General features: G+C 70.0%; 22 protein-coding genes. 13 read left to right on the forward strand and 9 right to left on the reverse strand.

Going from position 1 to position 24,007, the window contains the following annotated elements; all coding sequences use genetic code 11:
* Nucleotides 1–2: 2 nt before the first annotated feature.
* From ACFWRV_RS00165 to ACFWRV_RS00175, 3 genes are read right to left on the reverse strand one after another with little or no spacing between them, the layout of a single operon-like run.
* Nucleotides 3–884, reverse strand: a complete 882-nt coding sequence (locus ACFWRV_RS00165; protein WP_384326263.1) for a sugar ABC transporter permease — start codon at nucleotides 882–884, stop codon at nucleotides 3–5.
* Complete coding sequence (locus tag ACFWRV_RS00170) at nucleotides 881–1,900, reverse strand: carbohydrate ABC transporter permease (protein ID WP_384326265.1); 1,020 nt, start codon at nucleotides 1,898–1,900, stop codon at nucleotides 881–883. The genes ACFWRV_RS00165 and ACFWRV_RS00170 overlap by 4 nt, the downstream gene beginning before the upstream one ends.
* A gap of 19 nt (nucleotides 1,901–1,919) precedes the next feature.
* Entirely contained in the window at nucleotides 1,920–3,188 is a 1,269-nt protein-coding gene (locus ACFWRV_RS00175) for an extracellular solute-binding protein (protein WP_384326267.1), read from the reverse strand.
* Between the two features lie 346 nt (nucleotides 3,189–3,534).
* Between ACFWRV_RS00175 and ACFWRV_RS00180 the strand changes: the two genes are divergently transcribed.
* On the forward strand, nucleotides 3,535–4,578 hold the full coding sequence (locus ACFWRV_RS00180) for a LacI family DNA-binding transcriptional regulator (RefSeq protein ID WP_384326269.1): 1,044 nt from the start codon (nucleotides 3,535–3,537) through the stop codon (nucleotides 4,576–4,578).
* A gap of 58 nt (nucleotides 4,579–4,636) precedes the next feature.
* Nucleotides 4,637–5,668 carry a phosphatase PAP2 family protein gene (locus ACFWRV_RS00185; RefSeq protein WP_384326271.1) on the forward strand — a complete coding sequence of 344 codons (1,032 nt, stop codon included), beginning with the start codon at nucleotides 4,637–4,639 and terminating at the stop codon, nucleotides 5,666–5,668.
* 359 nt (nucleotides 5,669–6,027) lie between these two features.
* On the opposite strand, the gene ACFWRV_RS00190 is transcribed toward ACFWRV_RS00185, so the two are convergent.
* The 3 genes from ACFWRV_RS00190 to ACFWRV_RS00200 all read right to left on the reverse strand — a co-directional run bounded on the left by ACFWRV_RS00190 (nucleotide 6,028) and on the right by ACFWRV_RS00200 (nucleotide 11,795).
* A complete protein-coding gene (locus tag ACFWRV_RS00190) occupies nucleotides 6,028–9,024 on the reverse strand; it encodes a bifunctional [glutamine synthetase] adenylyltransferase/[glutamine synthetase]-adenylyl-L-tyrosine phosphorylase (RefSeq protein ID WP_384326272.1) in 2,997 nt (998 codons plus the stop codon).
* 85 nt (nucleotides 9,025–9,109) lie between these two features.
* Nucleotides 9,110–10,027 carry a putative protein N(5)-glutamine methyltransferase gene (locus ACFWRV_RS00195; protein ID WP_384326274.1) on the reverse strand — a complete coding sequence of 306 codons (918 nt, stop codon included), beginning with the start codon at nucleotides 10,025–10,027 and terminating at the stop codon, nucleotides 9,110–9,112.
* Between the two features lie 268 nt (nucleotides 10,028–10,295).
* Nucleotides 10,296–11,795: an MDR family MFS transporter gene (locus ACFWRV_RS00200; protein WP_384326673.1), complete on the reverse strand. Its 1,500-nt coding sequence runs from the start codon at nucleotides 11,793–11,795 to the stop codon at nucleotides 10,296–10,298.
* 217 nt (nucleotides 11,796–12,012) lie between these two features.
* Between ACFWRV_RS00200 and ACFWRV_RS00205 the strand changes: the two genes are divergently transcribed.
* Nucleotides 12,013–12,612: a TetR family transcriptional regulator gene (locus ACFWRV_RS00205; protein ID WP_384326275.1), complete on the forward strand. Its 600-nt coding sequence runs from the start codon at nucleotides 12,013–12,015 to the stop codon at nucleotides 12,610–12,612.
* A 29-nt stretch (nucleotides 12,613–12,641) separates the two neighbouring features.
* Here ACFWRV_RS00205 and ACFWRV_RS00210 read toward each other — a convergent pair whose 3' ends face one another.
* On the reverse strand, nucleotides 12,642–13,919 hold the full coding sequence (locus tag ACFWRV_RS00210) for a helix-turn-helix domain-containing protein (protein ID WP_384326277.1): 1,278 nt from the start codon (nucleotides 13,917–13,919) through the stop codon (nucleotides 12,642–12,644).
* Between the two features lie 224 nt (nucleotides 13,920–14,143).
* Between ACFWRV_RS00210 and ACFWRV_RS00215 the strand changes: the two genes are divergently transcribed.
* From ACFWRV_RS00215 to ACFWRV_RS00235, 5 genes are all read left to right on the forward strand, one after another.
* Complete coding sequence (locus tag ACFWRV_RS00215; protein ID WP_384326279.1) at nucleotides 14,144–14,665, forward strand: ATP-binding protein; 522 nt, start codon at nucleotides 14,144–14,146, stop codon at nucleotides 14,663–14,665.
* Between the two features lie 78 nt (nucleotides 14,666–14,743).
* On the forward strand, nucleotides 14,744–14,878 hold the full coding sequence (locus ACFWRV_RS00220; protein WP_384326281.1) for an albusnodin family lasso peptide: 135 nt from the start codon (nucleotides 14,744–14,746) through the stop codon (nucleotides 14,876–14,878).
* A 71-nt stretch (nucleotides 14,879–14,949) separates the two neighbouring features.
* Entirely contained in the window at nucleotides 14,950–16,770 is a 1,821-nt protein-coding gene (locus ACFWRV_RS00225; RefSeq protein WP_384326283.1) for an albusnodin/ikarugamycin family macrolactam cyclase, read from the forward strand.
* Nucleotides 16,771–16,927: 157 nt separating this feature from the next.
* On the forward strand, nucleotides 16,928–17,488 hold the full coding sequence (locus ACFWRV_RS00230) for a lasso peptide biosynthesis B2 protein (RefSeq protein WP_384326675.1): 561 nt from the start codon (nucleotides 16,928–16,930) through the stop codon (nucleotides 17,486–17,488).
* A gap of 34 nt (nucleotides 17,489–17,522) precedes the next feature.
* Nucleotides 17,523–18,038 (forward strand): GNAT family N-acetyltransferase, encoded by a 516-nt coding sequence (locus ACFWRV_RS00235; RefSeq protein WP_384326677.1) that lies wholly within the window; start codon nucleotides 17,523–17,525, stop codon nucleotides 18,036–18,038.
* Nucleotides 18,039–18,106: 68 nt separating this feature from the next.
* Here ACFWRV_RS00235 and ACFWRV_RS00240 read toward each other — a convergent pair whose 3' ends face one another.
* On the reverse strand, nucleotides 18,107–18,871 hold the full coding sequence (locus tag ACFWRV_RS00240; protein ID WP_384326285.1) for a GntR family transcriptional regulator: 765 nt from the start codon (nucleotides 18,869–18,871) through the stop codon (nucleotides 18,107–18,109).
* A gap of 160 nt (nucleotides 18,872–19,031) precedes the next feature.
* Between ACFWRV_RS00240 and ACFWRV_RS00245 the strand changes: the two genes are divergently transcribed.
* Together ACFWRV_RS00245 and ACFWRV_RS00250 are read left to right on the forward strand one after the other, a co-directional pair.
* Nucleotides 19,032–19,370: a hypothetical protein gene (locus ACFWRV_RS00245; protein WP_384326678.1), complete on the forward strand. Its 339-nt coding sequence runs from the start codon at nucleotides 19,032–19,034 to the stop codon at nucleotides 19,368–19,370.
* A 127-nt stretch (nucleotides 19,371–19,497) separates the two neighbouring features.
* Nucleotides 19,498–19,794 (forward strand): hypothetical protein, encoded by a 297-nt coding sequence (locus ACFWRV_RS00250; protein ID WP_384326287.1) that lies wholly within the window; start codon nucleotides 19,498–19,500, stop codon nucleotides 19,792–19,794.
* Between the two features lie 455 nt (nucleotides 19,795–20,249).
* On the opposite strand, the gene glnA is transcribed toward ACFWRV_RS00250, so the two are convergent.
* Entirely contained in the window at nucleotides 20,250–21,611 is a 1,362-nt protein-coding gene (gene glnA / locus ACFWRV_RS00255) for a type I glutamate--ammonia ligase (protein WP_384326289.1), read from the reverse strand.
* A 255-nt stretch (nucleotides 21,612–21,866) separates the two neighbouring features.
* On the opposite strand from glnA, the gene ACFWRV_RS00260 reads away from it, so the two are divergent.
* From ACFWRV_RS00260 to ACFWRV_RS00270, 3 genes are all read left to right on the forward strand, one after another.
* A complete protein-coding gene (locus ACFWRV_RS00260) occupies nucleotides 21,867–22,559 on the forward strand; it encodes a DUF3105 domain-containing protein (protein WP_384326290.1) in 693 nt (230 codons plus the stop codon).
* Nucleotides 22,556–23,266 (forward strand): DUF305 domain-containing protein, encoded by a 711-nt coding sequence (locus tag ACFWRV_RS00265; protein WP_384326292.1) that lies wholly within the window; start codon nucleotides 22,556–22,558, stop codon nucleotides 23,264–23,266. Before ACFWRV_RS00260 ends, ACFWRV_RS00265 begins: the two co-directional genes overlap by 4 nt.
* Nucleotides 23,267–23,565: 299 nt before the next feature.
* Nucleotides 23,566–23,991, forward strand: a complete 426-nt coding sequence (locus tag ACFWRV_RS00270) for a CBS domain-containing protein (protein WP_384326294.1) — start codon at nucleotides 23,566–23,568, stop codon at nucleotides 23,989–23,991.
* The last annotated feature ends 16 nt before the right edge of the window (nucleotides 23,992–24,007 follow it).

The raw sequence follows: 24,007 nt of genomic DNA on the forward strand, positions 1-24,007 counted from the left end.
TGTCAGCCCTTGACGGCTCCGGCGGACATTCCGGTGACCAGGTGCTTCTGGGCGAAGAGGAAGACCAGGGCGGCCGGGATGGCGATGAGGACGGAGGCGGCGGTCATCGGGCCCCACTGGGCTCCGTACTGGTTGACGAACTTCTGGAGTCCGCCGGCCAGCGTGAGGTTCTCGTCGCCGACCAGGAAGGCGGAGGCGTAGGCCACTTCGCCCCAGGCGGTGATGAAGGAGTAGAACGCGGTGACCGCGAGGCCCGGCTTGGCCAGCGGCAGGATGAGGCGGAAGAAGGTGCCGAACGGGGTGAGGCCGTCGACCTCGCCCGACTCGTCGATCTCGCGCGGGATGGTGTCGAAGAAGCCCTTCATCATCCAGGCGCAGAACGGCACCGAGATGGTGAGGTAGGTGATGACGAGTCCGGTGGGCTGGTTGAGCAGCCCCAGGGTCGACATGATGTTGTAGATCGGCACGATGAGGACGGCGACCGGGAACATCTGGGTGATCAGCAGCGTCCACATCAGCCCGCGCTTGCCCGGGAAGCGGAAGCGGCTGACCGCGTATCCGGTGGTGGCGGCGACGAAGACGCCGATCACCGTGGAGAGTGCGGAGATGATGACGGAGTTGGCGAACCAGTTGAGGAACTCGGTGTCGCGGATCAGGTTCGTGTAGTTGACGAACGTCGTCTCGCGGAAGAAGTCCGTGGTGGTCGCGTACTTCGCGGGCTTGAGCGAGGTCAGCAGGACCCACAGCACCGGGAAGACCGCGATCACCGAGGCGACGATCAGGGTGAAGTGAAGGGCCACGGAGGCGAGCGGGGAGCGCTCGCCGCGCAGCCGGACCTTGCGTACGGCTCCGTGCCGGGCGGGGGTGTCGGTCGCGGTGGTCACCAGTTGTCTCCCTGGGAGCGCAGGACTCGCCGGTAGACCACGGCGAAGAGCATCAGGAGTACGAGGATCAGCACGCCCCAGGTGGAGGACTGCGCGTAGTCGCGCGGGCTGATCTCGAAGGAGAACTTGTACGCCTGGGTCACCAGGATCTGGGTCGCCTCACCGGGTCCGCCGCGGGTCAGCAGGAAGATCACCGGGAACATGTTGAAGGTCCAGATGGTGGAGAGCAGGACCACCGTGGTGGAGACCGGGCGCAGTCCGGGCAGCGTGATGTGGCGGAAGCGCTGCCAGGCGGTCGCGCCGTCCATCTCGGCCGCCTCGTACTGCTCGGAGGGGATGGACTGGAGCCCGCCGAGGAGGGCGACCATCATGAACGGGATGCCGAGCCAGACGTTGACGGCGATGACCGCGAACTTGGCCCAGGTCGGGTCGTTCAGCCACGGGACGGCGTCGATGCCCGCACCGCCGAGGACTTTGTTGAGCAGACCGCGCTCCTCGTTGTAGAGGAAGCGCCAGGCGAAGACGGAGACGAAGCCGGGGATGGCCCAGGGCAGGATGAGGGCCATGCGGTAGGCGGAGCGGCCGGCGATGCGGCGGTTGAGGATGTTCGCCAGGGACATGCCGAGGACGAACGTGATGCTCACGCAGGAGACGGTCCACACCAGCGTCCAGCCCAGCGTGCCGAGGAACTGCGAGCCGGTCAGCGCGTCGACGTAGTTGTCCGCGCCGACGAACTCGTAGGTGGCGGGGATCTCGTTGACCCCGATGGAGCGGGCGACGTTCCGCTCGTCGGCGTCGGTCATCGAGAGGTAGATGCCGCGGACCAGCGGATAGCCGATGATCACGCCGATCACGACGACGACCGGGGCGACCATGGTCCAGGCGTACCAGTGGACCGACAGGGCCCGCCTCAGACGGCCGGGGGTCGGCGGTGGGGTGCCAGTACCGCGGCTCCGGCCGCGGGCGGTGTGCTCGCCCGCGGCCTTCACCACCGACTGGCTGGTGTGGACAGCCATCAGTCGGCCAACCTTCCTGTTACTTCCAGCCCTCGAGGAGCTTGCGGTAGGAGTCACCGGTGGCCTTGGCGGCCTTCTCCGGCGTGGTCTGGCCGGTGAGGACCTTGGTGTACTCGACACGCAGGGGCTCGAAGAGGCTGCCGCCCTCCGGGATCCAGGGGCGCTCGACGGCGGTCTCGACGACCGGCTTGAAGAAGCCGACGATCTCGCTGTCGACCGCTTCCTTCTTGGCGTACGCGGAGGTGCGGGTCGGCAGCAGGTTCAGCTCGCCGGCGGCGGTGGCCTGGCTGTCCACGGACGTCATGTACTCGACGAAGGCGTAGGAGGCGTCGAGGTTCTTGGAGCCCGCGTAGACGGCGAGGTTGTGGCCGCCCTGCGGGGCGCCCTGGGCGGCGGAGCCGGCCGGGACCGGGGCGACGCCCAGGTTGTCCTTGTCGGTGAACTCTTTGCCGGTCAGGGTGTCGGCGACGGCCCAGGGGCCGTTGATCATCATCGCGACGTCGCCGTTCTTGAACGACTGCATCATGTTCTCCCAGCCGTCCGAGGCATCCGTCTTCGCGGTGCCGTCGTCGACCAGGGCCTTGACCGCCTTGAACGCCTTGACGCCCTCGGGCTTGTCCACGGTGACGGTCTTGGCGCCGGCGTCGACCATGTCGCCGCCCTCGCCGTACAGGAAGGAGAGGAAGTAGTACGGGTCGTCGCCGCGGAGGTAGAGGCCGGTCTTGCCGGTCTTGTCCTTGATCTTCTTGGCGACGGTCTTGAGGTCGTCCAGGTTCGCGGGCGCCTCGACACCGGCCTCCTTGAACAGCTTCTTGTTGTAGAAGACGCCCATGGAGTCGATGACCTGCGGGACGGCGTAGGTCTTGTCCTCGTACTTGGTGGACGCGACGGCCTGCTTGAGGAAGTCGTCCTGGTTCTTCAGGGCGGCGGTGCCGTCCAGCGGGGCCAGGTAGCCGAGGTTGGCGAAGTCCGGCGTCCACGCGACCTCGGAGCGGATCACGTCGGGCGCACCGTCGCCGGCCTGGGCGGCGTTCTTGAACTTGTTCTGCGCCTCGCCGAAGGGCACGTTGACGTACTTGACGTCGACCTTCGGGTGCTTCTTCTCGAAGCCTTCGGCCAGCTTCTTGAAGACCTTGTCCTCGCTGCCGACACTGGAGGTGTCCCACCAGGTCACGGTGCCGGAGAGCTCGCCCGAGCTCTTGCTGCCGGTCTCGTCGTCGCTGCCGCAGGCGGTCGCCGCGAGCGCCAGGGCCGCGACCAGGGCGGTGGCCGTTATGCCACGTCGCATCTGAACTCCTTCAACTGCCGTACCGCTCCGTCGCGGCGCCGGGTCGACGTGAACGTAACAAGGATGAAAGACGACCGAAAGACCTTGCGGAAGATTTCTGCAAGCCCTGGTGATCGTTACATTCGCGTGTCCTCAAGGTTGCCGTCAAGCCCCTTGACGACAGTCGTGGATCCCTGGCAGGGGCAGGCGGGACAGGGCGGACCCGCAATGCGACGATCCGACCCCCGTACGCGAACCGGGTCCGCAAGTCCTTGCAAGACGTTGCCGGAAAGCATGCAGAAGGGCTCCCCCGCACCACCCCACGCACGGTGGGCAATCCGACACGGGCCCGGTACAGTCCCATCCCATGACCGCACGGCTTGCCGATATCGCAACTCAGGCGGGGGTCAGCGAAGCGACGGTCAGCCGAGTCCTGAACGGCAAGCCCGGAGTCGCGGCGACCACCCGCGAATCCGTCCTCGCGGCGCTCGACGTCCTCGGCTACGAACGGCCGGTGCGGCTGCGCAGGCGCAGCGCGGGGCTGGTCGGCCTGATCACCCCGGAGCTGGAGAACCCGATCTTCCCGGCGCTGGCACAGGTCATCGGCCAGGCGCTGACCCGGCAGGGATACACCCCGGTACTGGCGACCCAGACCCCCGGCGGCTCCACCGAGGACGAACTCACCGAAATGCTGGTGGACCGGGGCGTCTCGGGCATCATCTTCGTCTCCGGGCTGCACGCGGACACCTCGGCCGACATGCAGCGCTACGAACAACTGCGCGGCCAGGGTGTCCCCTTCGTCCTGGTGAACGGCTTCTCCGCGAAGGTGCAGGCGCCGTTCATCTCCCCGGACGACCGGGCGGCGATGCGGCTCGCGGTGACGCACCTGGCGGCGCTCGGCCACACCCGGATCGGCCTGGCGGTCGGCCCCAAGCGCTTCGTGCCGGTGCTCCGCAAGATCGAGGGCTTCCACGCGACGATGCGGGAGCAGCTGGGTCTCGCCCCGGACGAGGCGGAGGAGTTGATCCAGCACTCTCTGTACACCTTGGAGGGCGGTCAGGCCGCCGCCTCCGCGCTGATGGAGCGCGGCTGCACGGCGGTGGTGTGCGCGAGCGACATGATGGCACTCGGGGCGATCCGGGCGGCCCGCAGGCTCTCCAAGGACGTGCCGCGCGACCTGTCGGTCGTGGGCTACGACGACTCGCCGCTCATAGCGTTCACGGACCCGCCGCTGACGACGATCCGGCAGCCGGTGACGGCGATGGGCCAGGCCGCCGTCCGCACGCTCCTGGAGGAGATCGGCGGAACCCCGGCCCCGCACAGTGAGTTCGTCTTCATGCCCGAGCTGGTGGTTCGCGGCTCGACGGCCGCCGGACCCGCAGGCGGCTCAGGGTCCCCTTCTCGTCCTTGAGGCGCAGGACGTGCGACCGGAACCCGACCGGAGGATGATCGGGGGCAGAGGAATCTCTATGGAAGACTCTCTGCCTATGGGTGAAACACAGGTGACAGCACAGGAAGGCCGGTCGACGGCCGGTTCTTCACCCATCGCGGCCGAGGCGGCCTCCGAGACCGCCGCCGCGTCGTCCACCACTTCCCCGGCGACTGCTTCCCCGGCCTCCGGGAAGAGCGGTTGGCGGGCCCGGCTCCGCTCGCTGCGGACGCCCGGCCGCCCCCGGCTCTGGTTCGAGATCCTGCTCATCGCGGTCAGTTACTGGCTGTATTCGCTTGTGCGCAATGCGGTCCCGGAGCAGAAGGCGGCGGCGCTGAGCAACGCCGACTGGATCTGGTCGGCGGAGAAGTCCCTGGGCCTCGCCTTCGAGGAAACGGTCAATCACGCGGTCAATTCCGTGACATGGCTGATCGTGTCGATGAACTACTACTACGCGACGTTGCACTTCGTCGTGACCATCGGCGTCCTCGTCTGGCTGTTCCGCCGCCACCCGGGCCGTTACGCGGCGACCCGGCTGGTCCTCTTCGCGACGACGGGTGTGGCCCTGCTCGGCTACTACCTCTACCCCCTGGCGCCGCCCCGTCTGATGAACGGGGCGAACTTCATCGACACGGTGCTCGTCCACGAGACGTGGGGCTCGATGGCGTCGGGCAACTTCAAGAACATGTCGAACCAGTACGCGGCGATGCCGTCGATGCACATCGGCTGGTCCCTCTGGTGCGGCCTGACGATCTTCGCCCTGGCCTCGGTGCCCTGGGCCCGCATCCTGGGCCTGCTCTACCCGACGCTCACCCTGGTCGTCATCGTGGCCACCGCCAACCACTTCTGGCTGGACGCGGTGGGCGGCATGGCCTGCCTCGCGTTCGGTTACGCGGTGTCCCGCGTCTGGTACGGCTCGCTGCCGCACCGCTTGCCGAGGTGGGTGCCCGGGGCGAGGAAGGGCCGGCTGACCGGACTGCGCGCCGCCCGCCTGCCACGCCCGTCCTCGGAGCCGGAGCCGGAGGCAGGGTCGAAGCCCGAGCCGGAGACGGCCGGGGCGCGACGGGCGTAGCGCCTGGCGGTCTCGCCCGGGTCGCTCCGCGGCGGGCTCGCCCGGGTCGCTCCGGGTCGGCCGAGCAACCCACCGTGCAGCGCGCGGGCAGCCCGCGCGCCACGCCCATCGACATCGACATCGACATCGACGAGCGGGACTTCCCCGACGCGCCGAGGAGCTGTCGGACGGCGGGACCGACTCCGAGGCGGCGGAGTACGAGTACGGCACGTTCATGGGCGAGCGGGCGAACCACCCGCGGGAGACCACGCCGACGCCGCAGGAGGCGGTGGGCCCGCGCGCCACGGTTCCCTCAGCCGGGTGCGGACCGGCGCGTGCGGGGGCACTTCGCTCCTGGCCCGGCCGCCGGCCCTTCCTCGCTAGGTCGCCGCCCCGTAGAACCGCTCCTCCACCACCGCCCGAGCCCTGCGCGTGATCCGCCGGTAGTCGTCCAACATGTCCCCGACATGCCCCGGCTCGTAGCCCAGATACCGTCCCACCGCCGCCAGCTCCCGCGGATCGGACGGGAACGTGTCGCCCGGCCGCCCCCGCACCAGCATCACCGCGTTGCGCACCCGCGCCGCCAGCACCCACGCCTCGTCCAGCGTCTGCGCGTCCTCCGCCGGGATCAGCTCCGCCGCGCACGCGGCGGCCAGCGCCTCGCGCGTACGCGTCGTGCGCAGGCCCGGCTCCGCCCACCCGTGCTGCATCTGCATCAGCTGCACGGTCCACTCGACGTCGCTCAGCCCGCCCCGCCCCAGCTTCGCGTGGAGCGTGGGGTCCGCGCCGCGCGGCATCCGTTCGGACTCCATCCGCGCCTTGAGCCGGCGGATCTCGCGTACGGCGTCCTCGCCGAGCCCTTCCATCGGATACCGCAACGGATCGACCAGCTCGACGAAATCACGCCCCAACTCCTCGTCGCCCGCCATGTGTTCGGCCCGCAGCAGGGCCTGGCTCTCCCAGACCAGCGCCCAGCGCCGGTAGTAGGCCTCGTACGACTTCAGCGTGCGGACCATCGGCCCGGTCTTGCCCTCGGGGCGCAGATCGGCGTCGATGAGCAACGGCGGGTCGGCGGTGGGCAGCTGGAGCAGTCGTCGCATCTCGGAGACGACCGCGTTGGCCGCCCGCCCCGCCTCCTCGTCGCTCACGCCCTCGCGTGGCCGGTGGACGAAGAGGACGTCGGCGTCGGAGCCGTAACTCAGCTCGTGCCCGCCGAAGCGGCCCATGCCGATCACGGCGAACCGGGTCGGCAGGGTGTCGCCCCACCGCTCGCGGACGGCGGCCCGCAGCGCCCCCGCGATCGTGGCGGCGTTGAGGTCGGTGACGGCCGAGCCGACCCGGTCGACGAGGGCCCCGTGATCCTGCTCGGCGGGGCTGTCCTCGGTCCCGTACGAGCCGATGAGGTCGGCGGCCGTCGTACGGAACAGCTCCCGGCGACGCACCCCGCGCACCACGGCGACGGCCGACTCCGCGTCCCCGGCCCGCCCCACCGCGGCCAGCACCTCCTGCTCCAGGTGGCCCCGGCTGCGGGGTGTGAGCCCCTCCGGGTCGCCGAGGATCGCCACTGCCTCCGGGGCCCGCATCAGCAGGTCCGGGGCGAGGCGGCCGGCGGACAGGACCCGGGCGAGGTTCTCCGCTGCGGCGCCCTCGTCGCGCAGGAGCCGCAGATACCACGGGGTCTTCCCGAGCGCGTCGGACACCTTGCGGAAGCCGAGGAGCCCGGCGTCCGGGTCGGCGGAGTCCGCGAACCAGCCGAGGAGCACCGGCAGCAGGGTGCGCTGGATGGCGGCCTTGCGGGTCACCCCGGAGGAGAGGGCCTCCAGGTGCCGCAGGGCGGCGGACGGATCGGCGTACCCGAGGGCCTCCAGGCGGATCGCGGCGGCCTTCGCGCTGAGCCGGGACTCGCCGGGAGCCAGCTGGGCGACGGCGTCCAGGAGCGGCCGGTAGAAGATCTTCTCGTGCAGCCGCCGTACCACGGAGGCGTGCCGTCGCCAGGCCTTGTTCAGCTCCGCCACCGGATCGGTGCGCATCCCGAGCGACCGGCCGAGCCGCCGCAGGTCCGCCTCGTCCGCGGGGACCAGGTGGGTGCGGCGGAGCCGGTAGAGCTGGATGCGGTGCTCCATGGCGCGCAGGAAGCGGTACGCCTCATCGAGCTGGGCGGCGTCCGCACGTCCCACGTACCCGCCCTCGGCGAGCGCCCGCAGCGCCTCCAGGGTGGAGCCGCTGTGCAGCGAGGCGTCACTGCGCCCGTGCACCAACTGGAGCAGCTGGACGGCGAATTCGACGTCCCGCAGGCCGCCGGGGCCGAGCTTCAGCTCCCGTTCGATGCGGTCGGCGGGGATGTTGTCGACGACCCGGCGGCGCATCTTCTGCACGTCGGGGACGAAGTTCTCCCGGTCGGCGGCTCCCCAGACGAGCGGCGACACCGCATCGACGTACTCCGCGCCCAGCTCGGGGTCGCCGGCCACCGCGCGGGCCTTCAACAGGGCCTGGAACTCCCAGGTCTTGGCCCAGCGCTGGTAGTAGGCGAGGTGCGAGCTGAGGGTGCGGACCAGCGGCCCGTTGCGGCCCTCGGGGCGGAGGTTGGCGTCGACCTCCCAGATGGTGCCCTCGACGGTGGTCTCGGAGCAGATCCGCATCATGTGGGCGGCCAGCCGGGTGGCGGCCTGCATGGCCTTGGTCTCGTCGACCCCCTCGCGCGCCTCCCCGACGAAGATCACGTCGACGTCGGAGACGTAGTTCAGCTCCCGCCCGCCGCACTTGCCCATCGCGACGACGGCGAGCCGGCACTGCGCGGCGTCCTCGGGGGCCGCCGTGCGGGCGATGGCGAGAGCGGCGCGGAGGGTGGCGGTGGCGAGGTCGGCCAGTTCGGCGGCGGTCTGGGCGAGATCGGTCGTCCCGCACACGTCCCGGGCGGCGAGGGTGAGCAGGCACCGGCGGTAGGCGACCCGCAGCGAGTCCGGGTCGACGGCGTCGGCGAGCCCGCGCTCGAACTCGGCGACGCCGGGGTGCAGGTCGATCGCCTCGTACGTGACGAGCGCCTGCCAGTCGCGCGGGTGCCGGGCCAGATGGTCGCCGAGCGCCTCCGACGCGCCGAGGACCCCGAGGAGCCGGTCGCGCAGGGGCTTGGCGGTGACGAGGGTGTCGAGCAGCACCTGCCGCTCGCTCTCCTCCCCCGCCTCCACGATCCGGACCAGCCCGCGCAGGGCCAGATCCGGGTCGGCGGTGGCCCCGAGCGCCTCCAGGAGGACCGGATCCGACCGTACGGAGGCCAGCGCGTCCAGGTCGAGGAGCTGCTCGGCGGCGGACGGGTCGGTGAATCCGTGCCGCAGCAGCCTGGTGAACGTACTGCTTCTGCGCCCCGGCGCGGTCGTCATCCCGTGCTCTCCTGCCAGCCGAACCGAACTGCGTACGTTGCCTCGCCACGGCACGGCCACGTCGCCGCGTCACAGCTCTTCGAGCCTAGTCCTGTACCGGTGCATTCGCGGCGGCGGCGGTCGCGGTCGCGACGACGGTTTCGCCCGTTCCGGCGGCAGCGGCCCTCACGCGTCCGGCGCCGGCCTTCGCGGTCCCGACGAGGACCGTGGCGTACAGCTCCTCGCAGACCAGGACCCGGGGGAGCAGCCCGGCGGCGCGCAGGACCTCGACCGCCGTGTCCCGCTGGCGCTCGCTCGCCTCCACGAGCAGGCTGCCGCCGGGCGCGAGCCACCGCGGGGCTTCGGCGGCGACGCGGCGCATGACGTCGAGCCCGTCGCCTCCGCCGTCCAGGGCGACGCGGGGTTCGTGGATGCGGGCCTCGGCGGGCAGCAGCTCGACATCCTCGGTGGGGACGTACGGGACGTTGGCCAGCAGCACGTCGACCCGACCGCGCAGGCCGACGGGAAGGGGACCGAAGAGATCTCCCTCGTAGACCCGCCCCAGATCGCCGACATTGCGCCGGGCGCAGCGCACGGCGGCGGGTTCGACGTCGCAGGCGTGCAGTTCGGCCGCCTCCGCCGCGGCGGCGAGGGCGACGCCGAGCGCGCCGGAACCGCAGCAGAGGTCGACGACGACGGCCCGGCGTGGCGCGAGGGCGGCGGCCTGCGCCACCAGGAACTCCGTACGGCGGCGGGGCACGAAGACGCCGGTGTCCACGGCGAAGCGGCGACCGTGGAAATCCGCCCAGCCCAGGACGTGTTCGAGCGGCAGCCCGGCGGCGCGGCGCTCGACGAGGGAGGACAGTTCGCCGGGGGACGCGGCGGCCTGGTGGAGGAGGCGGGCCTCGTCCTCGGCGAAGACGCAGCCGGCGCGGCGGAGGGCGACGACGGTGTCGGCGAAGAATGAGGAAGAAGAAGCGGAGGCGGAAGCGGAAGAAACGGAACGGAAGGAGTGAACCGGCATACGAGCGAAGCCTTTCGGGAAAACCGATGGGCGCTCGGCGATCGTCCTAGTCCGTCCGGTCGGCTGCTGTTGCTGCCGTCACTGCTGCCGGTCGTACGACGTGATCGCGCGGGGTGAGCACCCAGCCTGATCCAGCGGTAATGGGTCCCACCTCCTCGGTCGATCTCGTCGGCCCCCGTGGCGTACGGGGGTCGTAACAGTACAACAGCCCGCTTCCACGCCCGTGCTGGGCGCGGAAGCGGGCTGTTCGGTCCGCAGGTCGTCCGCGCTACAGATCCACGCTGTCCCGCAGCTTGGTGGGCGTCAGGAACAGCGAGGCGATCACTCCGATCACGGCGATGCAGGCCGAGATGAGGAAGATGTGGCCGGTGGCGTCCCCGTACGCGGCCCGGACGACGTCCTGGACCTGGGGCGGCATGGCGGCGACGTTGAGGGTGGAGCCGCTGGAACCGGACGCGGCCGGGTCGATGCCGAGCTTCGTCAGCCCGTCCGTGATCTTCGTGGACACCTGGTGGGCGAGGACCGCGCCGAGGACGGAGACGCCCATGGTCCCGCCGAGGGAGCGGAAGAAGGTGATCGCCCCGCTGGCCGCGCCGATCTCGCTGAGCGGGACGGTGTTCTGGAGGACGAGCACCAGATTCTGCATCGACATGCCGACCCCGACGCCCACACCGAGCATCCCCAGCGACACCAGCACGAGCGAGGTCTCGTGATCGACGAAGGACAGCCCGAGGAATCCGAGGGCGAGGACGACCACACCGGCGACGATGAACGGCTTGACCTTGCCGGTCCTGGACACGAGGCGGCCGGCGACGGTGGAGGAGACGAGGACGCCCGCCATCAGCGGGATGGTGAGGAGCCCCGCCTCGGTCGGCGAGTACCCGCGGCCGATCTGGAAGTACTGGCCGAGGAAGACCGCGCCGCCGAACATGGCCATGCCGACGGCGAGGCTGGCGACGATGGCGAGGGCGGGGTCGCGGCGGCGGACGACGTGGAGGGGAACGACGGGCTCCTTGACCCGGGCCTCGACGAGAACGGCTGCCCCGAGGACGATCACGCTTCCGCCGACCATGAGGCCGGACTGCCAGGAGATCCAGTCGAAGTCGTCGCCGACGAAGGTGACCCAGAGGAGCAGCAGGCTGACCCCGGCGGCGATCAGCGAGGCGCCGAGGTAGTCGACCTTGGTGTCGGGCCGACGGACCTCGGCGAGGTGCAGGGTGCGGGCGAGCATCACGGAGGCGAGGAGCGTGAAGGGCACGGCGATGAAGAAGCACCAGCGCCAGCCGAGCCAGGAGGTGTCGGTGATGAACCCGCCGAGCAGCGGCCCGCCGACGGTGGCGACGGCCATGACGCCGCCGAGGTAACCGTTGTAGCGGCCGCGCTCCTTCGGGCTGATCATCGCGGCGATGATCACCTGCACGAGCACCTGGAGCGCGCCCATGCCGAGTCCCTGCACGGCGCGGAAGGCGATCAGCTGCTCGGTGGACTGGGCGAACCCGCAGGCGACCGACGAGACGACGAAGAGCCCGATGGCTATCTGGAGCAGCAGCTTCTTGCTGAACAGGTCGGCGAGCTTGCCCCAGATCGGGGTGGAGGCCGTGGAGGCGAGCAGGGTCGAGGTGACGACCCAGGTGTACTGCGACTGCGTGCCGTCGAGGGACCCGATGATCTGCGGGAGCGCGACCGAGACCACGGTACTGCTGATCATCGCCACGAACAGGACGATGAGCAGCCCGCTCAGGGCGCGCAGGACGTGACGGTGGTCCATGGGTGGGGTGGCGGGGGCCCCGGCCGGGGCGGCGGCGGTGTCTGCTGCTGCGCTCACGCGCAACCTCCGGAAAGTTCGTACGAGAGGCCCGTACGAGGCGTCGGCACCGGGCATCCGTGCGCGAGCCCGTACGGGAGGGAGAAGACTTCACCATACATGCACACTGCGCAATTTTGCCCACTGCGCAAGAATCTCGGACCCGGGGGATAATGCCCCCATGGACAGCAGCACCGCGGGACCGGGACTCCGGGAACGCAAGAAGGAAGCCACCCGGCAGGCCGTGCACGAAGCGACCCTGCGCCTGACGGTGGAGCACGGCTTCGACCAGGTGACGGTCGAGGCGGTGGCGGACGCGGCGGGGATCTCCCGCAGAACGTTCTCCAACTACTTCACCAACAAGGAAGACGCCCTCCTCTACGGCGAGGAGCAGCAGATCAGGGCCCTGGTCCGCACGGTGCGGGACCGCCCCGCCGACGAACCCGCCTGGCCGGCGCTGCGCGCGGCGGTGGCCCAGTTCGCGGACCGGGTGGCGCCCCCGGAGCGCGAGTGGGCGGTGCGCACGCGCCTGGCGATGCGCCACCCCTCGCTGCTGGCACGTCAGTTGGCCAACCACGCGGCCCTGGAACGCGACCTGGCCGAAGCGGTCGCCGCCCGCCCGGGCCCGTCCTCGGCCCCGGTCCGCCCGATCGTCCTGGCGGCGGGCTTCCTCGCCTCGCTCCGGATCGCGATGCGCATGTGGATCGAGGAGGACCTGGCCCGGGAGCCGGCGGCGGTGATCGACGAGATCCTGGACGAGATGGGGCGGGGGTTCGTGTGAGGGGGGGCTCCAATCTTCCCCTTGGTGCTTCAGCGGCCGGCCAGCGCCTCGCGCAGGGTGCTCCCCGTACGCCCGGGAAGCGACTGGCACAACGACTCGACCCGGGAGCGAACCAAGCCGTCCCGGTAGGCGGGCGGAAGCTGACGCCAGACATCGACGGCGAGATCCGCAGCGGCAGTCGGATCGCCGTCCGCCCGGACACAGACGGCACGGTCGACGGCGACCAGCGCGCGGGTCATGACGGACGGGGCCTTGGTGAGAGCGAGTGCGGACTCCTGCTCGGCATACGCCTCACGGGTCTGCCCCATGAGCGTGAACGCCTGGGAGAGGTGTACGTGGTGCTTCTGCGGCGGGTAGCCGAACCAGGTATCGGCCTCCTGTGCCGAATCGAGTTGCGCGGCGGTGGCGCGGGCGTCACCGACCGCCCGCAGCGCTCCCTCCCGGTCTCCGACGCAGGCGAGTGACCGCGCGGTCACGGCTGCGGCCAGGGCGGCGGCAGCACTCGGCGAGCGGCCGGCTTCGGCTCGGGCTCGCATGGCCATCGCTGCGGCGGCATTCGGGGCTCCGTAGTTCAGCGGCACCATCGCGTGCCGACTGAGCACCCAGGCGAGCATGTGCCGATCGCCGGATTCGCGAGCGGCCTTTTCAGCCGTGGCGAACCAGCCGACCGCGTCCCGTTGCTCGCCTCGATCATGCTGGATGACAGCCACCAACCCGGTGATGCCCGCTGCCGTGCGCGCCAGGTCTTTGCGCACCGCAGCCGGGTGAGGGCGACCGAGAAGCTCCCGCAGCAGGTCTAGATCGACTTTCATCTGGTCCAGCACTTCATGGGGTGGACGCCCTCGATATCCACCGCGATGACGTTCGAATGCCCCGTTCAGATAGGCGAGATCACTGCCGTCCGGGGCGGACAGGCCCGCATTGATGCCATGCCGCGCCTCCGCGATGTCCGGCACCCCCGTCATTCCCGTAGCCGCCGCTGCCACCCCGAGGAACTTCCGTCGGTCCACTGCCGAGCCCTCCTCCCTCTTTTCTTGATCAATCAGCCGGTGGAGCCTTCGATGACGTCGGCTGGCCACGACAGCGCGACCGATTTCCTCCGTGGACCTGCCGTAGCACTCGGCCAGCAGCGCATGCCACATCGGCGTGGGCAGGCGCCGTTCGGTCTCCCAGCGCTTCAGGTTCTCCGGGTCGAACCACTTTCCGCCCTGAGCGGCCTGTAACACCGACGCTTGTTCTTCACGCGTCAGACCAGCCGCTTCGCGGCTTCCCCTCAGCAGTGCCCCGATGCCTTCCGGTTCCATCATGCCCGTCCCCCAAACCTCTGGAAATTCGCCGTCGAATTCTGGCCCCCCAAAGCGGCCCCCCGGCAGAAATTTGCACCACCGGATGGCCCACGACCGGCAGCCAGTAACGGAGTTGAGTAAACACCAGCAGGCGTAGCGACCGGATGGAACAAGCCTTTCCCAAGGACGGGCATCCCATTCGAGTCCAGGTCGCACGTTCAGACGAAGGGTTTTCTGTGAGGCATGTGAGCAGCGAAAGCTTCCTCTTGGTCCGCGCCCCCGCTTCGGCGGCGATCAGTCGTCGGCGGCTGGTCGAACTCGTCAGCAGGTGGCGCCTGCCCGAGGACGAGGACAGCCACATGGCCATGACCACCGTGGTCTCGGAACTGGTCACCAATGCCGTCTCCCACGGAGCCGGCGACATGCTCAACGTGACCGTGCGCGCGGACATCCGCAGGAGCAGGCTCCTACTCGAAGTCCACGACAGCTCCCGGGCTCTGCCCCGGCTCCGCCGCCCGAGTCCTGACTCCGAAAGCGGCCGGGGCATGGTGCTCATCGAGCATCTGTCGGTCGCCTGCGGAGCCGAGAACACCGTGCGGGGAAAACGGGTCTGGGCAGAGCTGGCCTTGCCCCAAAAGCCGGCGGGCCTGCGGCGATCCTTCGACCGCCTCGGCCCGTCGCGCGCCATCGTCCAGCGGTTCCTCAACGCCTTCCGGCTCCCCTTCCGTACGAGGTCCGGGGAACCGACAGCCGTCAGCGGCCTCTGACGGACCGCCTACCCCGGGCCCGGCCCAGTGTGTTCGATCCGTATCAAGTCCTCATCACCCACCAGAAGGAGAGACGTCATGAACCCGCTTCAGATCGAGGAGAACACCGAAGAGAACGACCTGCTCCCCATCGAGATCGGTGAAGCAACCGTGCTCACCGAGGGCCAGGGCGGCGGCCAGAGCGAGGACAAGCGCCGCGCCTACAACAGCTGATTCCTGCTCCGTGGGTGCGGACCCCGGCGTCCGCACCCAGCAGAAGTCCCCTCAACTCTGGAGCTCTGATCATGATCTTCGGTGGTAGCGGTTGCCCTTCCAGGCCGGGGTACCAGCCTGTGGGCTCACGCCATCTCACTTCGCGGCTTCACACTTGGGCTCTCGGTGCCGTTCCCGCCCGCTCAGTGGCTTGCCCGGACGGCCAGCGGCAGGTGCTCATCCTCGGACGGTGCGGAGCGGAGGGCTCCGACCTGCCTCACCTGAGCTCGACACTGCCCCAAGACGTCACCTGGAAGTGGCCCGGCACCTACACGGTCGTCGAAGAATCCGAAGAGGCTGTCGTGATCCATACCGACCCGGCCTCGGCTCGCCCCATCTACCTCGTCCGCCACGACGGCGGGTGGGTGTGGTGCAGCTCCGCCCGTGCACTGGCCTCGCTCACTCATGCCACGGTGGACGTCGAACGGCTCGCCTGCTCGATCTTCCTGCCATCGGTCCCCGCACTCTCCGCGGGACGAACCTTCTTCTCCGGCGTCGAGCAACTCCCACCCGGGTGCCGGATCGTTCTTCCGCTGGACGGAAGCGCCCCTCACACCACGGCGGTGTGGAGACCGGATCCGTGCGAGACACTGCCCCCCGCGGAACGTTTGCGTACGGCGCTCTTCGAATCCGTAGCCGAAAGAGTCATGTCAGATCCCACGGCCTCCTGCGACCTCTCGGGCGGACTCGACTCCACCTCAATCGCGGCGCTCGCGACCGTCGCTCTGCCGTACAACACTCGGCTCAACGCCGTCACCATCCATCCTGAGGGCGATACAGCGGGCGCGGACCTCGGATACGCGCGGCAGGCAGCCGCTGCGTACTCAGGGCGGATCAACCACCGCCTCCTGGCCATGTCGGCCAAGCACCTGCCGTACACGGCGATGCCGACCGTCCCGGCAACTGACGAACCGGCTCCTTCAACGATCACACAAGCCCGGCTCACGGGGCAGTTCCGCTGGCTGCGGGAGGAGTTCGGAACCCGCACCCACATGACCGGCGACGGTGGCGACAGCCTGCTCTTCCAGCCCCCCGTCCATCTGGCCGACCTCGTCCGCCACGGCCGCATCCGACGCGCCGTGAGCGAGGGGTTCGGCTGGGCCAGATTGCGCCGCGCGTCTCCTCTGCCCTTCCTCCGCGACGCGATCCTCGTATCGCAGACGCCCCGCACAAGTGCCATCGCAGACCTCGCCGATGCCGTCGGCGGCAGACGGCACAGCGGCCATGGAAGTGTCTGTTGGTTTCCCCTGCTGCCCTATCCCTCGTGGGCCGGTGTGTCCGCAGCTGCCCTACTGAGGGCCAGTGCACATAGAGCCGCCTCGGCCTCGGATCAGCTACCTGGCCTCGACGCCTCGGTGCGCACCCTGGTGGACGAGGTTCGTGAAGTCGCGCGCACCGCTGTCGCGGACGTCGAACTGGCTGCGGCCTCTGGGATCGATCTCTGCAACCCTTTCCTCGACCCGTTGGTTGTGAACGCTGTGCTCCGGACGCCCTTGGATCGGCGTCCCCCACTCCACTCGTACAAGCCGCTTCTGCGTAGCGCGATGACCGGACTCTTGCCTCATGCCGTCGTGAACCGACAAACGAAAGGCAGCTTCGACGCCGACCACTACGCAGGTCTTCGTGCGAACATGCCCGATCTGCTTGGACTGGCCCACGGCCGCTTGGCAGAAATGGGGCTGATTGATGCCACACGCCTGGTGCAGTCCCTCGGGCAAGCTGCTGCTGGCGTACCCATGCCTCTGGCCACTCTCGAACAGGCCCTCGGATCCGAAGCTTGGCTAGCGGCGCACGCACGAGAACCTGAGCCGGCCTGGACCTCCTCCTCTCCTGCGGGGCCGAGCCATGCCTGACATCCCACCTTTCGCTCAAGCCTCCCGGCATGTTCGTGCCGTCGCCTTCCCTCACGTCCTGGTCCTCGTCGACTACCGGACCGGCTATGTGCAATGTCTGTTGCCCAAGAGTGCGGCTCACTGGCAGGAGGCCGCCCGATCCGGTCGGCTGACCGCAATGCCGCCGCCACTCGCAGCACGCCTGATCCGCACAGGCGCCCTGTCCCCTGCGCGGGAGCCCGCGCCATGGGGCGCTCCGCTCCCGGCCCCAACTCCCTCGGCAAGTTGGGGTGGGGCGGAGCATTCTGCCGGGCTCATACGGGCGACCGGCCCCTTCAGCGCGACGGCGGCAGTCGCTCTCGCTGCGACGTGGAGCGTCACGCGCGTCGGCGGGAAGGGACGGGCGATGAACCGGCTCATCACGGCTCTTCAGGCATCCACTTCCGCAACCTGCCGACCGGCTTCGCCCGCTGAGGCATCGGAGGCCGTCCTCGCCGTTCGCCGTGCCGCGTGGCACGCGCCCGTACGAACTGCCTGCCTGGAAGAATCAGCTGCTGCCACCTTCCTGCTCTCGACCCGACGGCTTTCCGTGGTCTGGTGTCACGGAATCGCCGCAGACCCTGTCCGGCTGCACGCTTGGGTACAGACTGTGGACGGCGGATTGGTCGCCGAGCCGCCCTCGACTCGTGCGTACACCCCAGCGCTGACCATCGGAGCCCGCCATCAGCACCACCCCTGAACCCGTCCTCTGGATCGGCACCGACACCTGCGCGCTGGGCCCCTACCGGGCGGACCTGGTGGAGACGTACTGGCGCTGGGAGCAGGACCCGGCGCTCCTGGTCGGCTACGGGCGCCAGCAGCCGGTGTCTCTGGAGGCGCGCACGGAGGGCATGGCCCATCAACTGCGCGGGGACAACATCCGCTTCACGGTGTACGACCTCGCGACCGGCACGCCGGTCCCGGCGGGCGTGGCCACGCTGCTACCCGATTCGTCGGTACGCACGGCGGAGTACGTCGTGATGCTCGCCCCGGACGCGCGCGGACGCGGAGTGGGCACGAGCGCCACCCGACTGGCCCTGGACTACGCGTTCCACGTCACCAACCTGCGGATGGTCTGGCTCAAGGTTCTCGCACCCAACAAGGCGGCGGTGCGCTCCTACGAGAAGGCCGGCTTCCGGGCCGCGGGGACCCTCCGGGAGGCGGGCTATTGGCTCGGCGGGGTCTGCGACGAGGTCCTGATGGACGCGCTGGCATCGGAGTTCACCGGGCCGTCGGTCATCACGGCCTGATCCGCTCCGCGGAGAGCGAGGGCCGAAGGGCCAGGTCCGGCGGGAGCCCAGCCCTCTCGGCGCCCGCCTCAGGAATCCGGCTGGTCGACGCGGATCTCGTAGGCGATCTCCCAGCGGATGTCCGGCACGACGATGTCGGCGGTCTCCACGGGGCGGCCCTCGCGGTCGAAGTACGTGCGCTCGATCTCGATGACCAGGTCGCCGATGGAGATGCCGAGCAGGTTGGCCTGTTCCCGCGTCGCGCGGGCAGGCCGGGGCAGTTCGATGCCGGTGGCGATGCCCACGCCGATGGAGCGCATGCGCTCGACGACGCCGATCTTGCCGTGCGGCCCCATCTCCGGGAGCAGGACCGGCGTCCCGTCCGTGATGGCCATCGGCTCCCAGCTCTTGGCGAGTTGTACGGGCATGCCGTCGGCGAGGAACTCGTAGTCGGTCACGACACAGAGGTCGCCGGGCTCGATCGCCAGGCGTTCCGCGATGTCCTCCGGCGCGGGAACGCGGGCCGCGCTGGTGCACTCCCAGTCGGCCTCGTGGTCGAGCTCGCTCATGTCCGAGGCGAACGGGCTCTTGTTGCGCTGCTCGCGGTGGCGTGAACGGACCATGCGCCGACGCTCGCGGGCCCGGCGGACGTACGTACCGGAGCCTGCGCGCCCTTCGAGGATGCCCTCGATGATCAGGCGCTCCATGGCCCGCTGCGCCACGGACTGGCCGACGCCGTACTCCTCGGCGAACCGCGCCCGGGACGGCAGCTTGTCCCCGACCGCCCATTCACCGGCCCGCACGCGAGCCCGCAGAGCATCCGCCACCTGCAAGTACGGCGTATCACGTGGCATTTGAGCAGCTCCGTGTGTTCGGCGTCGATATGGGCGTCGCTGTTGACAAAGCTAACCCATCAGGTTGAAGCTGAATACTCAGCCTTACTTGGAGTGACATTCGGTTCACCAGGGGAGAAGTGTGCGCTCTGCACAAGCGCGGGTTGCGGCGCTGACCGGCATGCTCGCCGCCGCCACGGGCACCGAACCGCGCGTGGCCACCGACCTGGACGTCTTCCGCGTCGAGGCCGATCTCCCCGCCGAGTTGAGCGCGACCGCCCACGCGGCGGTCCTCGCCGCCCTGGCCACGGCGGACCGCTACGGACACACCCGCACCCGCACCTCCGAGTACGTCTGGGCCGAGATCAGCAGAGAGGCGAACGTGACCACGACCGAATCCCCCGACACGGCCTATCGCGCCCTGCTCGGCCACACGATGACCTGCACCGCCTGCCGGACGGGAGCGATCTGCCCCGACGCGGCGAAGCTCGTCCGCGTCTGGCGGGACACCCGCCGATGAGCGCCGACCGATGAGCGCGCCACCAGCCAGATCAGCCCCACCATCCCCACCATCCCCACCAGCGACGGAGGCACCTGATGCGCAGCACTCACCCGGCCTTACCGCCAGCACCAGGGAGGCCCCCCGAATGATCACCCTCTCCCCGACGGACGTCCTCGACTGCGAGGCGTGCTGGAACGCCCCGGTCACCGCCGCCCGCCAGACGCCCGCCGGCCGCGACCTGCTCTGCGAGGAGTGCGCGGAGGGCGACTACCCGCGCCGCGTCGACCTCTTCCCGCCGTTCGGCATCTACGGCCTGACGCCCCGCAAACTCCTGAACGACGGCAAACACGGCAGCGGCTCACCGAAGATGCCGCCGGACCCGGGGCCCCCGCTGCCGAACCCGCCCCCGGCGCCGTCACCGCCGGGGACGCCGCCGGTGTAGCGAGCCGGCCGACCCCTGGCCCGCGCCCGTCCGCAGGTGGGTACGGGCCAGGGGCAAGGACGGTGTCCACGGTTCCGCCGACGTCACCAGGTGGCGACAGTCGCCGCGTGGTGGTCCGCGACGACTGCACGATCTATCGGTGCGTCATGCGCGATGCGCAGAGGTGTGCCTGCCAATGCGCTGTACGGGTCGTGCCCCGCCAGACTCGGGGCCAGGTTCCTCCGTAACGCGCCCGGAAAGCGGTGACCGACAGCGTCTCGACCAACGGATCGTCTAATGCTTTCTGGCAGTTGGTGCACCAGAAGCGGGGAGGTCGTCAGCCGTCCCTTGAAGCCGGTGCTTCCGCAGAAGCGGCACCGACTGCGCAGCACCCTGACCGCGCCTGGACGTCGCCGACGACGGCTTCGGGCCCGACGGTGCGACACCGTCGGGCCCGACGTCACGTTGGGTGGGAGCTACAGCACCGGCAGCAGGTTCTTCAGCTCGAAAGCCGTGACCTCGCTGCGGTACTCCTCCCACTCCTGCTTCTTGTTGCGGAGGAAGAAGTCGAAGACGTGCTCGCCCAGCGTCTCGGCGACCAGCTCGCTCCTCTCCATCAGCGAGATCGCCTCGCCGAGGTTCTGCGGAAGCGGCTCGATGCCCATCGCGCGGCGCTCCGCGTCGGAGAGGGCCCAGACGTCGTCGTCGGCGCCGGCCGGGAGTTCGTAGCCCTCCTCGATGCCCTTGAGGCCCGCGGCGAGCAGGACCGCGTAGGTGAGGTACGGGTTGGCGCCGGAGTCGATCGAGCGGACCTCTACCCGGGCCGAGCCCGTCTTGCCGGGCTTGTACATCGGGACGCGGATGAGCGCCGAGCGGTTGTTGTGGCCCCAGCAGATGTACGAGGGGGCCTCGCCGCCCGCGCCGGCCGCGCGGGACGAACCGCCCCAGATGCGCTTGTAGGAGTTGACCCACTGGTTGGTGACGGCCGAGATCTCCGCCGCGTGCGTCAGCAGGCCCGCGATGAACGAGCGGCCCACCTTCGAGAGCTGGTACTCCGCGCCCGACTCGTAGAACGCGTTGCGGTCGCCCTCGAAGAGGGAGAGGTGGGTGTGCATGCCCGAGCCCGGGTACTCCGAGAACGGCTTCGGCATGAACGTGGCCTGCACGCCCTGCTCCAGCGCCACCTGCTTCATCACCAGGCGGAACGTCATGATGTTGTCCGCCGTGGAGAGCGCGTCCGCGTAGCGCAGGTCGATCTCCTGCTGGCCGGGGGCGCCCTCGTGGTGGCTGAACTCGACCGAGATGCCCATCGATTCGAGCATGGTGATCGCCTGGCGGCGGAAGTCCATGCCGACGTTCTGCGGCGTGTGGTCGAAGTAGCCGGAGCTGTCCGCCGGCGTCGGGCGGGTGCCGTCGACCGGCTTGTTCTTCAGCAGGAAGAACTCGATCTCGGGGTGGGTGTAGAAGGTGAAGCCGAGGTCGGACGTCTTGGCCAGGATGCGCTTCAGGACGTAACGCGGGTCCGCGAAGGACGGGGAACCGTCGGGCATCAGGATGTCGCAGAACATCCGCGCGGTGCCGGGAGCCTCCGCACGCCAGGGCAGGATCTGGAAGGTGCCCGGGTCCGGCTTGGCGATCATGTCCGACTCGTAGACCCGGGCGAAACCCTCGATCGCCGAGCCGTCGAAGCCGATGCCCTCGTCGAACGCCTGCTCCAGCTCGGCCGGGGCCACGGCGACGGACTTGAGGAACCCGAGGACGTCGGTGAACCACAGCCGCACGAAGCGGATGTCGCGCTCCTCAAGGGTCCTGAGGACGAATTCCTGCTGCTTGTCCATTGCCACATCCTTGCAGTTCAGACGGTCCGTGCACCACCGCCCGGGGTAGGGGGACACTTCAGTATCGCGACCCGGGATTTCCCCCAGATTACGCACACGGTGTGAGAGAGAGCACTCGGCCACCCACTACGATCGGCGACCGAGCAGCGGTCGGCTTCGGGGTCTGCTCCCCCGCCGGCTTCGCACCCGTCCGCGTGCCTCGGTCCACGGACCGATCTCCCGCCTCCCGGCCCCTTCGCAGAAGGACTCCACGACATGAGCTTCGACCACCGGAACCCGCAGCCGCAGGCCCCCGACACCCGCGCGCGCTCCACCCGCAACCGGGCCATCGCCATAGGGCTGAGCGCCGCCGTCGTGGCCGGTCTCGTCGCTTTCGGCTCGTTCCTGCTGCTGGAGAACTCCGCGGCCGACGAGAAGTCCGACAACGCCTCGGCGGCCCAGGACGGCAAGCACCCGGACGGGCACGGCGGCTCCCACGGCGACGCCAAAGGCGGGGCCATCGAGGGGCTGAAGTCCTGGGACGCCACGAAGCTCGGCCGCCGGCACGTGGCCGGCACGGTGGACTACCCGATGAAGCCTCCGGTCGGCGGCGACCACAACGCGTCCTGGATGAACTGCGACGGCGACGTATACGAAAGGGCCCTCCCGGACGTCAACGCCGTGCACTCCCTGGAGCACGGCGCGGTCTGGGTGACCTACAGCGGGACGGCCGCCGACAGCGATGTGACCGCGCTCGCGGACCGCGTCAAGAAGACCCCGTTCACCCTGATGAGCCCGTACGCCGGCCAGGAGGGCGCGATCGTGCTCAGCGCCTGGGGCAAGCAGGTCGCCGTGGACTCCGCCGAGGACCCGCGGGTGGACCAGTTCCTCGCCGAGTACGTCCAGGGCGCGCAGACCCCCGAGCCCGGCGCCCCCTGCACCGGCGGGCTGGCGACGGTGCCGCGGTGACCGGCGCGACGGACACGGCAACCGGTGCCGAACGGCGGAAGACCACGCGCGTCCGGTGGGCGGCCGGGGCCGTCGTGGCCCTCGCGCTGCTCTTCGCGGGGGCGGCCGCCGTCGCCTCCGCCCGTGAGGACGGGGCGGCGCCCCGCACGGCCGGCGCACCCGCCCCGGACTCCGCCGACGCCGGGTTCGCCCGGGACATGGCCGTCCACCATCAGCAGGCCGTCGAGATGTCGTTCATCGTCCGCGACCGTACGGAGGACGAGGACGTCCGCCGTCTCGCGTACGACATCGCCAACACGCAGGCCAACCAGCGCGGCATGCTGCTCGGCTGGCTCGACCTGTGGGAGCTGCCCAAGGTCGCCCCGGGCGGGGAGCCGCCCATGGCCTGGATGGCGGCAGGTGCGGACGGGGACGCGCATGGAGGGCATGACGCGGGCGGTGCCGACGGTGGGCTCATGCCCGGGATGGCCAGTCGCCCCGAGCTGGAGCGGCTCGGGCGGCTCGACGGGACGCGGGCCGAGGTGTTCTTCCTCCAGTTGATGACCGACCACCACAAGGGCGGCGTCGCCATGGCCGAGGCCTGTGCGTCCCGGTGCGGCGTGCCGGCCGAGCAGCGGCTCGCCCGGGGCATGGTCGAGGGTCAGCAGTCCGAGCTGGGGCTGATGCGGGACATGCTGGCCGACCGTGGGGCGAAGCCCCGGGCCTGAGCCGAAGCCGACCGTGAGGCGAAGCCCCAAACCCGAGCCGGAGCCGACCGTGGCGCGAAGCCCCGGGCCTGAGCCGAAGCCGACCGTGAGGCGAAGCCCCGAACCCGAGCCGGAGCCGACCGTGGCGCGAAGCCCCGGGCCTGAGCCGGAGCCGTCCCGACGGCGGGTGCGTCAGCTTTCGTCCTTTCGTTGGCGCACCCGAACGGGTGATTGCGGTCGCGCGTGCCCTCCCGGCCGATGACGATGAGTGCGCTCGGGGCCGTACGGCAGTGCCATCGGCACGCAGGAGGAAATCCCCCATGACGACCGCCAAAGACATCATGCACAGCGGGGCCCGCTGGATCCCGGCCCACGAGACGCTCGACCGTGCCGCGCAGTTGATGCGCGAGCACAACGTGGGCGCACTGCCCGTCTCCGCCGACGGTGACTCGGACCGGATGGTCGGCATCATCACCGACCGCGACATCGTCGTCGGCTGTGTGGCCAAGGGGCACGACCCGTCGAAGATCACGGCGGGCGATCTCGCGCAGGGCACGCCCCGCTGGATCGAGGCGGGGGCCGATGTGAACGCGGTCCTGGAGGAGATGCAGACCCATCGCATCCGCCGGCTGCCCGTCGTCGAGAACAAGAAGCTGGTCGGCATGATCAGCGAGGCCGACCTCGCGCAGCACCTCACCGAGGAGCAGATCGCGGGCTGGGCGGAGAAGGTCTACTCCCGCAGCTGAGAAGCCGACGAGGCCG

This window comes from Streptomyces sp. NPDC058576, from assembly GCF_042718715.1.
Lineage (GTDB): Bacteria > Actinomycetota > Actinomycetes > Streptomycetales > Streptomycetaceae > Streptomyces.

What these genes read in the sequence shown, in the direction of transcription:
- ACFWRV_RS00170 (WP_384326265.1), bottom strand. Translation starts at nt 1,900, where the DNA reads ATGGCTGTCCACACCAGCCAGTCGGTGGTGAAGGCCGCGGGCGAGCAC.
- ACFWRV_RS00175 (WP_384326267.1), bottom strand. Translation starts at nt 3,188, where the DNA reads ATGCGACGTGGCATAACGGCCACCGCCCTGGTCGCGGCCCTGGCGCTC.
- ACFWRV_RS00180 (WP_384326269.1), top strand. Translation starts at nt 3,535, where the DNA reads ATGACCGCACGGCTTGCCGATATCGCAACTCAGGCGGGGGTCAGCGAA.
- ACFWRV_RS00185 (WP_384326271.1), top strand. Translation starts at nt 4,637, where the DNA reads ATGGAAGACTCTCTGCCTATGGGTGAAACACAGGTGACAGCACAGGAA.
- ACFWRV_RS00190 (WP_384326272.1), bottom strand. Translation starts at nt 9,024, where the DNA reads ATGACGACCGCGCCGGGGCGCAGAAGCAGTACGTTCACCAGGCTGCTG.
- ACFWRV_RS00195 (WP_384326274.1), bottom strand. Translation starts at nt 10,027, where the DNA reads ATGCCGGTTCACTCCTTCCGTTCCGTTTCTTCCGCTTCCGCCTCCGCT.
- ACFWRV_RS00200 (WP_384326673.1), bottom strand. Translation starts at nt 11,795, where the DNA reads ATGGACCACCGTCACGTCCTGCGCGCCCTGAGCGGGCTGCTCATCGTC.
- ACFWRV_RS00205 (WP_384326275.1), top strand. Translation starts at nt 12,013, where the DNA reads ATGGACAGCAGCACCGCGGGACCGGGACTCCGGGAACGCAAGAAGGAA.
- ACFWRV_RS00210 (WP_384326277.1), bottom strand. Translation starts at nt 13,919, where the DNA reads ATGATGGAACCGGAAGGCATCGGGGCACTGCTGAGGGGAAGCCGCGAA.
- ACFWRV_RS00220 (WP_384326281.1), top strand. Translation starts at nt 14,744, where the DNA reads ATGAACCCGCTTCAGATCGAGGAGAACACCGAAGAGAACGACCTGCTC.
- ACFWRV_RS00225 (WP_384326283.1), top strand. Translation starts at nt 14,950, where the DNA reads ATGATCTTCGGTGGTAGCGGTTGCCCTTCCAGGCCGGGGTACCAGCCT.
- ACFWRV_RS00230 (WP_384326675.1), top strand. Translation starts at nt 16,928, where the DNA reads ATGCCGCCGCCACTCGCAGCACGCCTGATCCGCACAGGCGCCCTGTCC.
- ACFWRV_RS00240 (WP_384326285.1), bottom strand. Translation starts at nt 18,871, where the DNA reads ATGCCACGTGATACGCCGTACTTGCAGGTGGCGGATGCTCTGCGGGCT.
- ACFWRV_RS00245 (WP_384326678.1), top strand. Translation starts at nt 19,032, where the DNA reads ATGCTCGCCGCCGCCACGGGCACCGAACCGCGCGTGGCCACCGACCTG.
- ACFWRV_RS00250 (WP_384326287.1), top strand. Translation starts at nt 19,498, where the DNA reads ATGATCACCCTCTCCCCGACGGACGTCCTCGACTGCGAGGCGTGCTGG.
- glnA (WP_384326289.1), bottom strand. Translation starts at nt 21,611, where the DNA reads ATGGACAAGCAGCAGGAATTCGTCCTCAGGACCCTTGAGGAGCGCGAC.
- ACFWRV_RS00260 (WP_384326290.1), top strand. Translation starts at nt 21,867, where the DNA reads ATGAGCTTCGACCACCGGAACCCGCAGCCGCAGGCCCCCGACACCCGC.
- ACFWRV_RS00270 (WP_384326294.1), top strand. Translation starts at nt 23,566, where the DNA reads ATGACGACCGCCAAAGACATCATGCACAGCGGGGCCCGCTGGATCCCG.